Source organism: Ensifer adhaerens (assembly GCF_002007205.1).
Classification (GTDB): Bacteria; Pseudomonadota; Alphaproteobacteria; order Rhizobiales; family Rhizobiaceae; genus Ensifer; species Ensifer adhaerens_D.
This window is the reverse complement of sequence record NZ_LAZS01000005.1, coordinates 1,670,197-1,682,078: the sequence shown is the minus strand read 5'-3', so window position 1 is coordinate 1,682,078 and position 11,882 is coordinate 1,670,197. Positions and strand designations below refer to the sequence as shown.

Annotated in this window: 12 protein-coding genes; 8 read left to right on the top strand and 4 right to left on the bottom strand. The window is 63.6% G+C overall.

All coding sequences use genetic code 11. From position 1 onward, the window contains the following. Positions 1–10: 10 nt before the first annotated feature. On the top strand, positions 11–460 hold the full coding sequence (locus XB14_RS12100; protein WP_077961763.1) for a DNA polymerase III subunit chi: 450 nt from the start codon (positions 11–13) through the stop codon (positions 458–460). A 73-nt stretch (positions 461–533) separates the two neighbouring features. On the opposite strand, the gene XB14_RS12095 is transcribed toward XB14_RS12100, so the two are convergent. Then, positions 534–1,460, bottom strand: coding sequence for a Gfo/Idh/MocA family protein (locus XB14_RS12095; protein WP_077961762.1), 927 nt, complete (start codon positions 1,458–1,460; stop codon positions 534–536). A 228-nt stretch (positions 1,461–1,688) separates the two neighbouring features. Between XB14_RS12095 and XB14_RS12090 the strand changes: the two genes are divergently transcribed. Beyond that, positions 1,689–2,531, top strand: a complete 843-nt coding sequence (locus XB14_RS12090; protein WP_077961761.1) for a GNAT family N-acetyltransferase — start codon at positions 1,689–1,691, stop codon at positions 2,529–2,531. A 33-nt stretch (positions 2,532–2,564) separates the two neighbouring features. Here XB14_RS12090 and XB14_RS12085 read toward each other — a convergent pair whose 3' ends face one another. Continuing rightward, on the bottom strand, positions 2,565–4,454 hold the full coding sequence (locus tag XB14_RS12085; RefSeq protein ID WP_077961760.1) for an ABC-F family ATP-binding cassette domain-containing protein: 1,890 nt from the start codon (positions 4,452–4,454) through the stop codon (positions 2,565–2,567). 312 nt (positions 4,455–4,766) lie between these two features. Between XB14_RS12085 and XB14_RS12080 the strand changes: the two genes are divergently transcribed. The 3 genes from XB14_RS12080 to XB14_RS12070 all read left to right on the top strand — a co-directional run bounded on the left by XB14_RS12080 (position 4,767) and on the right by XB14_RS12070 (position 6,027). Beyond that, positions 4,767–5,054, top strand: a complete 288-nt coding sequence (locus XB14_RS12080) for a hypothetical protein (protein ID WP_077961759.1) — start codon at positions 4,767–4,769, stop codon at positions 5,052–5,054. 155 nt (positions 5,055–5,209) lie between these two features. Then, positions 5,210–5,485 carry a hypothetical protein gene (locus tag XB14_RS12075; protein WP_077961758.1) on the top strand — a complete coding sequence of 92 codons (276 nt, stop codon included), beginning with the start codon at positions 5,210–5,212 and terminating at the stop codon, positions 5,483–5,485. Between the two features lie 89 nt (positions 5,486–5,574). After that, entirely contained in the window at positions 5,575–6,027 is a 453-nt protein-coding gene (locus XB14_RS12070) for a MarR family winged helix-turn-helix transcriptional regulator (protein WP_077961757.1), read from the top strand. 10 nt (positions 6,028–6,037) lie between these two features. On the opposite strand, the gene XB14_RS12065 is transcribed toward XB14_RS12070, so the two are convergent. Continuing rightward, positions 6,038–7,111, bottom strand: a complete 1,074-nt coding sequence (locus tag XB14_RS12065; protein ID WP_077961756.1) for a GGDEF domain-containing protein — start codon at positions 7,109–7,111, stop codon at positions 6,038–6,040. Between the two features lie 276 nt (positions 7,112–7,387). On the opposite strand from XB14_RS12065, the gene XB14_RS12060 reads away from it, so the two are divergent. After that, positions 7,388–9,988 carry an AMP-binding protein gene (locus tag XB14_RS12060; protein WP_077961755.1) on the top strand — a complete coding sequence of 867 codons (2,601 nt, stop codon included), beginning with the start codon at positions 7,388–7,390 and terminating at the stop codon, positions 9,986–9,988. Here the strand turns inward: XB14_RS12060 and XB14_RS12055 are convergent. Next, positions 9,974–10,483, bottom strand: coding sequence for a DinB family protein (locus XB14_RS12055; protein WP_077961754.1), 510 nt, complete (start codon positions 10,481–10,483; stop codon positions 9,974–9,976). The two genes, XB14_RS12060 and XB14_RS12055, sit on opposite strands and share 15 nt — an antisense overlap. A gap of 149 nt (positions 10,484–10,632) precedes the next feature. On the opposite strand from XB14_RS12055, the gene XB14_RS12050 reads away from it, so the two are divergent. Together XB14_RS12050 and ndk are read left to right on the top strand one after the other, a co-directional pair. Beyond that, the gene (locus tag XB14_RS12050) at positions 10,633–11,322 is read left to right on the top strand and encodes a glutathione S-transferase family protein (protein ID WP_077961753.1); all 690 of its coding nucleotides are present in this window, start codon (positions 10,633–10,635) and stop codon (positions 11,320–11,322) included. Positions 11,323–11,424: 102 nt separating this feature from the next. Further along, a complete protein-coding gene (gene ndk / locus XB14_RS12045; RefSeq protein ID WP_034803877.1) occupies positions 11,425–11,847 on the top strand; it encodes a nucleoside-diphosphate kinase in 423 nt (140 codons plus the stop codon). Positions 11,848–11,882 lie beyond the last annotated feature (35 nt).

Here is an 11,882-nt window from a genome sequence, read left to right as displayed (position 1 = left end):
AACAATCGGCATGACCGAAATCCTGTTCTACCACCTGACGGAATCGAAGCTCGAAGACGCGCTGCCGCCTTTGCTTGACAAGAGCGTCGAGCGTGGCTGGCGGGTGGTCGTGCAGACGACCGATGCCGAGCGGCGCGATGCGCTCGACACGCATCTCTGGGTCTACCGGGACGAGAGCTTCCTGCCGCACGGCACGGACGCCGGCGACTTCGCGGCAGATCAGCCGGTATTGCTCGTGGCCGATGAGGGCAATGCGAATGCGGCGACGGTCCGCTTCGTCATCGATGGCGCCAGCCCGCCTGAGGTTTCGGCCTATGAACGCATCGTCTTCATGTTCGACGGCTACGACCAGGAGCAGCTTGAAGGCGCGCGTGGCCATTGGAAACGGCTGAAGGCGGAGGGGCATACCTTGACCTACTGGCAGCAGAACCGCGACGGCCGCTGGGAAAAGAAGGCCTGATTTTACAAAAGGTTACGACGAAGAAGCCCGCGGCCGAGACCGTGGGCTTCCTGTTTCCGGCATGTCCCGAAGATCAATCGTGGAAAGCTTCGACGAACTTGCGCTTGCCGAGCATGAATGCATCGGCCACATGGCGCAGCGGCGCCAGATCGACATCCGACTTGCCTGCTTTGACGATCTCGGCGAAGCGCCGATAGAGCATCGGGTATTCCTGCTCCGGCTCCTGGTGCACGAGCTTGCCGTCGATCGCGAGCTTGGCGCCGCCTTCCGACAGAACCATCTCGCCCGCGGCTGTGCGGGCGACGATGTCCCAGCTCTGCTTTCCGGTCTGGCGCCAGTCGAATTCCGCTGCAACCGGAAGCTTTTGCCCGTCGGTGAAGGTGATGCTGGCGGCGATCGGCGCGTCGCGATTCTCGGGGAACTCGAGCACGGCCGACGTAACGAACAGCGGGCGTGGCAGGATGTGGGTGACGATCGACAACGCGTTGATGCCCGGATCGAAGATCCCGAGGCCCCCGGCCGCCCAGATCCATTCCTGGTTCGGGTGCCAGTGGCGCACGTCTTCCTTCCAGATGACCTGGACATCCTTGATCGTCGTGGTTGCCAGGAAGGACTTTGCCGCCTCCACGGCCGGCGCGTAGCGGGAGTGCCAGCTTGCAAACAGCGACAGTCCCTTCGATGCTGCCAGCGCCTCGAGATCCGCCACTTCGCTGAGCGTCGCGCCCGGCGGCTTTTCCAGGAACACGTGCTTGCCGGCGTCGAGTGCGACGCGAGCTGCCTCGTAGCGATATTGCGGCGGCATGCAGAGCGACACGGCTTCGATCGCAGGCACCGCCTCGAGCATCGCCTCGATCGATTTGAAATTGTCGATGCCGTCTACGGTCCCATGTCGGCTCGCCGCGGCAATCAACTGATAGTCGCTGTTCTTGGCGATCGCCGGCAGGTGCTGGTCGCGAACGATCTTGCCGATGCCGACAAGGGCAATTTTGATGGGGGCCATGGTGTTCCGCTCAATTTGTATGACTTATTGTCGGTTCTTGTAGCAGATTGCGCGACGGGAGCAAGGCGCCGGTCCGTCTCCGGTGTACGCCATCGATGTCGGTGAAATCGACAGATTGTCATTCCCTCTCAACGTCGCCGCGCTAGCTCTACCAACGGACGTGCCGTGCCGATCCGTCAACCGCACTGGCAATGGGGCGATATGGCATCCCCCAATGAGGAGTGAACGATGCAGCAGCAGATCCGTCGCGCAAGCCGTGCCGAACTCGACCTCATGATCGAGTGGGCGGCGCAGGAGGGGTGGAATCCCGGGCTCGGTGACGCCGCGCCTTTCTGGGCGGCTGATCCGGAGGGCTACTGGGTCGCGGAGGGCGAGGACGGGCCGGTCGCAGCGATTTCGCTGGTGCGATACAGCGACAGCTACGCCTTTCTCGGCTTCTTCATCACGCGGCCGGACCATCGCGGCCAGGGCATTGGCCGGCAACTGTGGCAACAGGCAATGGCGACCGCCGACCGGCGCATCGTCGGTCTCGATGGCGTGGTCGCCCAGCAGGAGAACTATCGCCGATCCGGCTTTGCCTACGCTCACGCAAACATCCGCTACGGCGGCGTCATCGACGTCGTCGAGCCGCCGGGCGCCGATCTTCTTGAGGTCGCGCCGGTCCATATGTCGCTGCTCACCGATTACGACCGCCGCTTCGTGCCGGCGCGGCGCCAGATCTTTCTGCGCGAATGGCTGAAGTCGAGCGATGGGCGCCGCAGTGTCTTGCTGCTGCGAGACAGCGCGGTCGCGGCCTATGGGACGATCCGGGTCTGCCGCAACGGGTTCAAGGTCGGACCGCTCTTTTCCGACACGGAGACCGGTGCCGATCTCGTCTTTCGCAAGCTCGCCGCCGGTGTCAACGGCAGCGAAATCTATCTCGATATCCCCGAACCGAACGCCTCGGCCAAGGCGCTCTGCGACCGCTACAATATCAAGCCGGTCTTTGAAACCGCACGGATGTATCGCGGGCCGGACCCGGGGCTGCCGCTCGCGCGGATCTACGGCATCACCACCTTCGAACTGGGGTGACAGCGACGGGAGCGAGGGTCGTGCCGACTGCCGTCAGCCGGCCATCGCCTCTTCATACTCGGCGGAAAGTTCGAGCCATTGCTCTTCGGCCTGCGCCAGTTTCACTGCCGCGTCGGAGCGTTCCTTGGCCTTCTGTGCGGCCTTGGCCGGCGCCTTTTCGTAGAGCGCCGGATCGGCAAGTTCCACATCAAGTGCCTGAATCACTTTCTCCAGCTTTCCGGTCAAGGATTCGATTTCATTGATCTTCTTGCGAAGCGGCGCCAGCGAGGCGCGCCTGTCGGCATTGGCCTTGCGCTGGTCCGCCTTCGAGAGGGCGTCGTCGACGCCGTTCGGCCTCGGCTTCTCGTCCTTCGTCTTGGGACCGCCGACGATCAGGCTGCGATAGTCTTCGAGGTCGCCGTCGTAGCTCGTCACCGTTCCGTCGCGCACCAGCCACAGCCGGTCGGCGGTCGCCTCGATCAGGTGCCGGTCGTGCGAGATCAGGATCACGGCGCCGGAGTAGTCGTTGAGCGCAGTGATCAGCGCGTTGCGGCTGTCGATGTCGAGGTGGTTGGTCGGCTCGTCGAGGATCAAGAGGTTCGGCGCGTCGAAGGCCGCAAGGCCCATCAGCAGCCGCGCCTTTTCGCCGCCCGAGAGATCCTTGGCGGGCGTTTCCATCTTTTCCGTCGCAAGCCCCATCTGCGCCACGCGCGAGCGCACCTTGGCTTCGGGCGCTTCCGGCATGCGCCGGCGCACGTGTTCGACCGCACTTTGCGTCGGGATCAGGTCGTCGAGCTGGTGCTGGGCGAAGAAGCCGACCTTGAGGTTCGGCGCGATCTTCAGTTCGCCCGCCTCCGGCGCGAGCCGTCCGGAGATGAACTTGGCGAAGGTGGATTTGCCGTTGCCGTTCGAACCGAGAAGCGCGATGCGGTCGTCGGTGTCGATCCGGAGGTTCAAACGCTTGAGAATGGGCTTGCCCGGCTCATAACCAACGGTACCGCCGGTGACGGCGATGATCGGCGATGCCGCCTCCTTCTCCGGATCCGGGAAGGAGAAGCCCTGGACATGGTCTTCGATCACGGCCGCAATCGTGCCCATGCGCTCCAGCGCCTTGACGCGGCTTTGCGCCTGGCGCGCCTTGGTGGCCTTGGCCTTGAAGCGGTCGATGAAACTCTGCAGGTGCTTTCGCGCTGCGTCGTTCTTGGCTTTCGCCTTCATCTGCAGTTCGTCGGCTTCCGCCTTCTGCCGCTCGAACTGGTCGTAGGGCCCACGATAGAAGGTGAGCTTCTTCTGATCGAGATGCACGATGGCGTTGACCGCGGTGTTCAAGAGGTCGCGGTCGTGGCTGATGATGATGACGGTATGCGGATAGCGGCGGATGTAATCCTCGAGCCAGAGCGTGCCTTCAAGGTCGAGATAGTTGGTCGGTTCGTCGAGCAGCAGCAGATCCGGCTCGGAAAAGAGCACGCCCGCAAGCGCCACGCGCATGCGCCAGCCACCGGAAAACGAGGAGGCGGGACGCAGCTGGGCTTCGTGGTCGAAGCCGAGGCCGGCGAGAATGCTTGCAGCACGCGCCTCTGCAGAGTGGGCACCGATGTCGGCAAGCCGTGTCTGGATCTCGGCGATCCTGTGCGGATCGGTCGCTGTTTCGGCTTCGGCGACCAGCGCAGTGCGCTCCTTGTCCGCCTTGAGCACGATCTCGATCAGCGGCTCCTCGGTGCTGGGCGCCTCCTGCGCGACCTGACCGATGCGCGCGTTCTTCGGTAGCGCGATCGTGCCTGCTTCCGACGCGAATTCGCCGGTGATGATGCGAAACAGCGTCGACTTTCCGGCACCGTTTCGGCCAACGAGCCCCGCCTTCGTGCCCGCCGGAAGCGTCACGGATGCATTTTCGATGAGGAGACGTCCCGCGATGCGGGCGGAAAGGCCGGAAATCTGGATCATTGCGGCCTTTTGCCCGGACTTGGCCGGGAAGGCAAGAGGCGCGGGCGTGCAGTTGCCACCGCTGTGACGGTCCGGGAATTCAAGAGGTCATTGTTATCGATTTTTGAACAAGGCGTTCCGACAATCGATACTACACATCCTCATCGTGAGGGACCATCTCAATAACGGAAGGGCGGGGAACGCTCTTCTGACCGCCTCGATCGACCGAACGCCATTGGCAAAGGCCCCGCGTTCCGACGGACGACCGATCCGGCCAAGGACATTTTAGATGAAACCTCGTTCAGCCGAACGAGCCTCCCAGGAGTGAAGACCATGAAAACTGCAATCCAGACCGCTCTTTCCGCCGCTCTCGTCGCAACCGCTATCCTCGGTGGCGCTTCCGCCGCCTTCGCCGGCGGCAGCTACTATGAAGGCGTCAGCCCGACGCCGCTCTATACCGAGCGCACGCCTGCCGTCACGGGCAAGTCGTCCTTCACCATCGGCAATTCCGAAGCCGGCTACGTCGATCGTACCAACACCGGCTCGATCGCAAACTACGGTGTTGCGCCGAAGAGCGTGATCGGCGGCGAAGGCGAATACTACCAGGGCATTTCGCGCTAATCGCGCTAAAGGCGATGAAAGAAGGGGCGCGGGTTTTGGCCCGCACCCCATTTCAAGGGATTTGATCGACCACCGTCGTGATCCTATGAGGCGACCCCAAGCGCCTGCTCGGCCCTAGTCCTCGACCTCCCACCTCTCCACCAAGGAACTGACCTATGAAGAAGTCCTTTGCCGCAATCCTCGTTGCGGCCGCCATGCTCGGCGGTGCGTCTGCCGCTGTCGCCGGCGGCAGCTACTACGAGGGTGTGAGCTCCACGCCGCTCTTTACCGGCCGCGCCGAGGCTTCCGCCGGCACCGGCGTGTCCGCGACCGCAAGCCGCGGTGACTACTATGCGGGCATTGAAGACAAGTCCGTCGACACGACGGCAACCGGCGCGATCGCCAATGGCGGCGCCAAGGCTTTCGGCCAGGCCGACGCAAACAAGCAGTAAGTCACGCCAGACGGTTGACCGAACAGCCCGGTCCCGCCACGCGGGGCCGGGTTGTTTCGTTTTGGCGTTGCCAAATGAGGTACATTGCCATGACAGAAAAAGTCGAAGTCGCCGAGCGGCTCTTCGATCTCTACCATTGCGTTCATCGCCTGGTGAACGCGTCGATGTCGGAGGAAGGCGTTTCGCTCGCGCGCAGCAAATTCCTGTTCTATCTGGACACGCTCGGCCCGTGCCGCTGCGCGGATATCGCTTCGGCGCTCGGCTTTGCGGCCAGAACCGTGACCGAAGCAATCGACGGCCTGGAGCGGGACGGCATGGTCCTGCGCGAACCGGATCCGGAAGACCGCCGCGCGAAGATCATCTCGATCACCGACCGCGGCCGGCTGGCGCTGGAGGCGGCACTGCAGCCACGCCATCGCACAATCGATGAGCTGTTCTCGGCGCTGGACGATTGCGAACGCACCGAACTCTTTCGCTTGCTTGGCTGTCTGCGCGAGAAGGCGTCGGAAATCGACGAAAACCGTCACCCGGTCGCCGCCTGATTCGCAAGCGTCAAGCGGCGCTCTGGCCGTAGCCCCTGCCGCGGCCGAGGGCCGCCGAGTAACAAAGGATGCCGGCGCCATCGCGTGCGCCGGCGAGGGCCTGTTCCGCCTGGCTCAACAGATCGACGCTCGTCGATGCCGGCTGTGCGATCGTGATGCCGGCCGCAAGCGAAAGCGTCTCGGCGGTGTGCGCCCGTCCGGGGAGGGTGACCGTCAGTTCCGTCACGGACTGCCGCAGGCGCCGGGCAATGGCCTCGGCGTTTTCGGCGCTGACGTCCCTGCACACGAAGGCAAAGTCCTGCTGGCCCACACGCGCGACGAAATCGTTCTTCTTGATCGACTTGCGAAACAGCGCCGACAGTTTGGCAAGCGCCTTGGCCGCAACCGTGCCGCCGTGATGCTCGGCCATCTCGCGAAGCCCTTCCACCGAGGCAAGGAGCAGGGCGACCGGCTGGTCGGTCCGCTCCGTTTCGAGAATCGAGTCGAGTTTCGCCGTCAGCGCCAGCCGGTTCGGCAGGCCCGTGGCGGGATCGCGGGTCAAGGATCGGCGGCTTTCGGAGAGATCGCCTTCGAGTTCGGCAAGACGTCGCGCGCTCGTTTCGATGGCATGCTGGAGAGCGCTCTCTTCATTCGTCAGTCGACCTGCCGCGTCCCGCAGGCGCGCAGCGTCGTCGGCGAATTCGGACAGGCCTGCGACGGGGTCCGCGGCCAGTCGGCCGGCGAAATGATCGAGCTCGTCCTTGAAGGCTTGCTTCTGCAGCAAGGCGAGCCTGAGCTTTCCGGCGATCTCGGCAAGGGTTTCCTGGCCTGCGGCTCTCGCCCGGTCCGCGGCAAGCGCCGCGTGCGAGACAAGGTGATGCTTGAGGCCCAGGGCATCCAGCGCATCCTGCTGCGGGTTGCTCCCGAGGGCGGCGAGCTCCCGGGAAAGCTGCGGCAGGCGGCCGGAGAGCGCCTCGTAGAATAGCTCGTAATTGCGGGGCAGGGCCGCGATCCCGTGCGACGCCATTGCATGCGTCACCTTCAGAATGATCGCCGCCTGCCGCGCCTGCGATCGGCTGGCATCCGCTGGAACTTGCCTGTTCATTCTGTCGTGGTCCCCGATGACGTCTGGATGGCTCGATACGAGGCCACTATGGGAAGGCTGCGTTTAAGGGAGTCTGAAGATATCGGGGCGCTGGCGAATCCCGCCCGGTATGGTTGCTGAATTCCATCCGTCCCCGGTTGATCGCAACCGCATGTCGCAGGGCAGCGGACGCCCGGCCGCGGCGGCCATCTTTTATACTTGACGCCATTAGTCACCAATTATATTCGGCGCTGCTAAATCGGGCGTGGGAGCCCGGGAAAACAGCGACGGTCAAGCATGTCCCTCTCGTTCATTGCGGATCTGGCGAAATGGCGCGACCGTCCGGCGCTGGTGTTTTGCGGGCAGCGGACCGTCACCTATCGCGAACTCGGCGAGCGCGTTGCCCGCCAGGCGCTCGCGTTTCGCGGTCCGCGCGGTTTGGTGACGATCGAGGCCGAGCTTTGCGAACACGCGATCATCGCCTATCTCGCGGCGCTCCAGGCCGGGCATGCCGTCGCCATGCAGGCCCCGAGGAACGGATCTGCCGGATCCTGGGTCGATGTCTTTGCTCCCGATCAGGCCTTTCGCCGGATCGATGGCCGCTGGCGCACGGAACATCTGCGGCAGGACGGCAGGGCGCCCCATGACGAACTCGCTGTCATGCTCTCGACCTCGGGCAGCACCGGTTGTGGCAAGGCCGTGCGCCTGTCGCGGGAGAACATTTCGGCAAACGCCGCCTCCATCGCCGGCTATCTCGGCCTGACGGCGGAAGACCGCGGCTGTCATATCCTGCCGCTGCATTACTCCTATGGCCTCTCAGTACTGAATTCCCACCTGGCAGTCGGCGCCAGCCTCTATATTCCCGGTGGATCGATCCTCGATCCCGGCTTTCTCGACGGCCTGGCCGAAAGCGGCAGCACGAACCTTGCGGGCGTTCCCTATTCCTACGAGTTGCTGGAGAAGGTGGGCTTCCGCGAGCGACGGTTCGCGAACCTGCGCTTCATGACCGTCGCCGGCGGCCGGCTGAGCCCGGAGGTCATCCGTCTCTACAGCGATCACCTTACCGCCCAGGGCGCCGACTTCTTCGCCATGTACGGCCAGACCGAAGCCACGGCACGCATCGCCTATGTGCCGCCGGCTCTGCTTGCCGGCAACGAGGACAGGATCGGCGTCGCGATCCCCGGCGGACGCCTTCTGATAGAAAACGAGAGCGGAGCGCCGATCGAAGGCGATGGTGTCCCCGGTGAACTCGTCTATCGCGGCCCGAACGTGATGATGGGTTATGCCACCTCGCGTGATGATCTCTGCCGCGGTGCAGAGCTCAAAGAACTGCGTACCGGCGACCTCGCCATGCGCCATGCCGACGGTCTGTTCCAGATCGTCGGCCGCATGAAGCGGATTTCCAAGATCGCCGGTCTCAGGATCGCACACGACGGGCTGGAAGCGGCGCTCGAGCGGCGCGGCATCGCTGCTGCGGTTGTCGGTGACGATGCCGGCCTTCACGCCTTTTTTGCGGGCGGCCGGGACGCCGAGGAAATCAGGCGGTTTCTGGCGCAGGCGAGCGGGCTGACGCTGGCCCATCTGAAGGCGACGCCCCTTGCCGAGATGCCACGGCTCGCGACCGGGAAGATCGATTACAACGCGCTCAACATGGCGGCCCGCCAGGCGGCGGCCAACGGCGACGACGGCAATGGCGGCATAGAAGACCTCTTTGCGCAGGTTTTCTATCCGAAAAGAGTGAAGCGCTCCGACAGTTTCCTGTCGCTGGGCGGTGATTCGCTGCGCTTCGTTCAGCTCTCGATCGGTCTGGAAAAGGCGCTGGGGCAGGTTCCTGATGCCTGGGAGACCTTGTCGATCACCGAGTTGTCGGCTCAGGAGCGCCGCGAAACTGGCACGCGGCGGATCGGGACGGACCTGCTGATCCGTGCCTTGGCCATTCTGCTCGTCGTCCTGCACCACGAGGTCCTGTGGCCGATCCCCGGCGGATCCGCGGCCATGGTCGTTCTTGCCGGCTTCAGCCTCGCCCGCTTCCAGATGGGACCGCTTCTTGCGGGGGATGCCCGGGCGATCCTGCGGCCGCTCGTGCAGATCCTCGTGCCCTACTACATGATCGTCGCGGCCTATGCGGCTGCCTGGGGTGAGGTGCCCTGGGCCTCGGTCTTTCTCGTCGGCAATTTCGGACTGGCGTTGCCGGAGACGCACGACATGGTCCCGTATCTCTATTGGTTCATCGAAGCCTATTGGCAGATGATGCTCGTCTTCGTCGGGCTTTTCGCCATCCCCCAGTTCCGGCGGTTCGTGTCGGCCAAACCCTTCGCCGCCGGCATGGCCTTGCTTGTGGCCGCGCTTGCCGCGCGGCTCGCCCTGCCGCTCGTCTGGCCGATCGGCAATCGCCAGATCTTTACCCTGCCATGGATTTTCTATCTCGCCGTCATCGGCTGGTGCGCCGCTGTCGCCGAAACCACCAGACAGCGGTTGCTTTTGATGCTCTCCGGGACGGGGGCCTTCCTGTTCTTCGGCCTCTACGAGGGCGTCTGGATCGGGACGAAGATCAAGTATCTGCTGCAGATCGCCGTGCTGGCAGCGTTGCTCTACCTCCCGCGCGTGAGCATGCCGCGCTGGGCGGCTCAATTCATCCTGCCCCTGTCTGCGGCGGGCTTCCACATCTACATCCTGCATCGTTTCGTGCCGGAACTGCTGATATTGCCGCTGCAGCCGATATTGCCACCGGCGGCCTTTTCGCTTCTGTCGATTTTCGGCGGCGTGGCAGTTGGCCTGGTCGCCTGGCTCGGCCAGCGTCAGCTCCTGAAGACGCTCGCCGCGTGGCGCGCGCGTGAGACCCGGCCACTGCGGTTGTTCGGCTCGGCGGTGCTGCGATCTCCGCTACGCCCACTGTGACCCTTGGGTCCTCAGAAAATGCGCCAGGTCCAGTATCAGGGACGGGCGCCCGAGCGCGGTGAGCGTCGCATGCGCCTGGCCGCGATGGTGGGTCTGGTGGTTGAAGAAGTGCCCGAGAGTCGGGGCCAGCTTCTGCGTGATATCAGTCTGGTTGGTGAGTGTCGTGTAGGTGAGGACGGCGCTGAGGCGTTCGTCACTCAGGCTGCCGATCCAGGCAATGATGCGCTCGTCTTCGGCAGTCCGGGCGGTGGCGAGAGCGGCAAGGTCGTCATGGAGGATCGCATCGAGTGAAGCCGGGGTGTCGCCCTGGCCTGTGAAGCGCTTCATCCAGATGCGATCGGCAACGAGGACATGGTTGAGGGTCGAAAGCAGCGAACCGAAGAACGCGCCACGGCTTTCCCACAATTCGCCATCGGTCAGATCCGCAGCGGCGGCATAGACGAGGCGGTTCGCCCAGCGGTTATAGTCGGCGAACATGCGAAAGTGATCGAGCATCGGTTACCTTCCTGATGGCTGCGGTTCGAGGCTGGCGACGCTAACCCGGAACTGCATTTCTGTGGCTGATATCACTCATGAAATTTACTGATTTGATGACGGCGCGGATATGTCGTTCAAGGGGATAACAATCGTCCCGGAGAGTTTGCATGACGAGAAAGCTCTATTCGCTGTGTGGGTCCGACAGGGCGCGTCCGTTCTCGCCGCATGTGTGGAAGACGGCGATGTCGCTCGCCCACAAGGGGCTCGACTTCGACACGGTTCCGACCGGCTTTACCGAGATTCCCGCGGTCGAGGACGGGGCGACGAAGCTGGTGCCGCTGCTCAGGGACGGCGAACGGCTGGTCAAGGACAGCTTCGAGATCGCCCAGTATCTCGAGCGGAACTATCCGGATCGCCCGACGCTCTTTGCCGGCGAGGGGGCAATGGCAATCGCCCGTTTCGTCGAGGGCTGGTCGCAGACGACCCTGCACCCGGCCATCACCCGGATCATCATCAGGGATATTCACGATCGCCTGGACCCCGTCGATCAGGCCTACTTCCGCGAGAGCCGCGAAAAGCGTTTCAGCACATCGCTGGAAGCGGTGGCAGAAAGCGGCGCGGCGTCGCTGGAGACGTTCGCCGAAAAGCTCGAGCCGCTGCGCCACATGCTGAAGTTTCAGGATTTCCTGGGCGGTGCGGCGCCGCTCTTTGCAGACTATATCGTCTTCGGCGCATTTCAGTGGGCGCGCATCGTCTCGCCGCAGCGCCTGCTTCAGCCCGGCGATCCGGTGGCCGGCTGGTTCGAACGTTGCCTCGATCTGCATGGCGGGCTCGGACGCAGTGTGACGGCCGCGTGAAACCCGCCTGGACCAAGCCGAAACATCGGTGAACCCCCTTGTTTTGCGCGGAATTGGCGGCTAATGAACCGCCACTTCTCAAGAAACAAGGGATTTGAGCCAATGGCTATTGAACGTACCTTCTCGATGATCAAGCCGGACGCGACCAAGCGCAACCTGACCGGCGCCATCACCAAGATGCTCGAAGATGCCGGCCTGCGCGTCGTCGCTTCCAAGCGCGTCTGGATGAGCCGTCGCGAAGCCGAAGGTTTCTACGCCGTTCACAAGGAACGTCCGTTCTTCGGCGAACTGGTCGAGTTCATGTCCTCCGGCCCGACCATCGTTCAGGTTCTCGAAGGCGAAAACGCCATCGCCAAGAACCGCGAAGTCATGGGCGCAACCAACCCGGCAAACGCTGACGAAGGCACGATCCGCAAGGTTCACGCCCTGTCGATCGGCGAAAACTCGGTTCACGGTTCGGATGCTCCGGAAACCGCTGCCGAAGAAATCGCCTACTGGTTCTCGGGCACCGAGATCGTCGGCTGATTCACGATCTCCATTTCGAGCTGTAATTGCTTGAA

Excerpts from the sequence above, each read along its gene's own strand:
- XB14_RS12100 (WP_077961763.1), top strand. The coding sequence starts at position 11 with ATGACCGAAATCCTGTTCTACCACCTGACGGAATCGAAGCTCGAAGAC.
- XB14_RS12095 (WP_077961762.1), bottom strand. The coding sequence starts at position 1,460 with ATGGCCCCCATCAAAATTGCCCTTGTCGGCATCGGCAAGATCGTTCGC.
- XB14_RS12090 (WP_077961761.1), top strand. The coding sequence starts at position 1,689 with ATGCAGCAGCAGATCCGTCGCGCAAGCCGTGCCGAACTCGACCTCATG.
- XB14_RS12085 (WP_077961760.1), bottom strand. The coding sequence starts at position 4,454 with ATGATCCAGATTTCCGGCCTTTCCGCCCGCATCGCGGGACGTCTCCTC.
- XB14_RS12080 (WP_077961759.1), top strand. The coding sequence starts at position 4,767 with ATGAAAACTGCAATCCAGACCGCTCTTTCCGCCGCTCTCGTCGCAACC.
- XB14_RS12075 (WP_077961758.1), top strand. The coding sequence starts at position 5,210 with ATGAAGAAGTCCTTTGCCGCAATCCTCGTTGCGGCCGCCATGCTCGGC.
- XB14_RS12070 (WP_077961757.1), top strand. The coding sequence starts at position 5,575 with ATGACAGAAAAAGTCGAAGTCGCCGAGCGGCTCTTCGATCTCTACCAT.
- XB14_RS12065 (WP_077961756.1), bottom strand. The coding sequence starts at position 7,111 with ATGAACAGGCAAGTTCCAGCGGATGCCAGCCGATCGCAGGCGCGGCAG.
- XB14_RS12060 (WP_077961755.1), top strand. The coding sequence starts at position 7,388 with ATGTCCCTCTCGTTCATTGCGGATCTGGCGAAATGGCGCGACCGTCCG.
- XB14_RS12055 (WP_077961754.1), bottom strand. The coding sequence starts at position 10,483 with ATGCTCGATCACTTTCGCATGTTCGCCGACTATAACCGCTGGGCGAAC.
- XB14_RS12050 (WP_077961753.1), top strand. The coding sequence starts at position 10,633 with ATGACGAGAAAGCTCTATTCGCTGTGTGGGTCCGACAGGGCGCGTCCG.
- ndk (WP_034803877.1), top strand. The coding sequence starts at position 11,425 with ATGGCTATTGAACGTACCTTCTCGATGATCAAGCCGGACGCGACCAAG.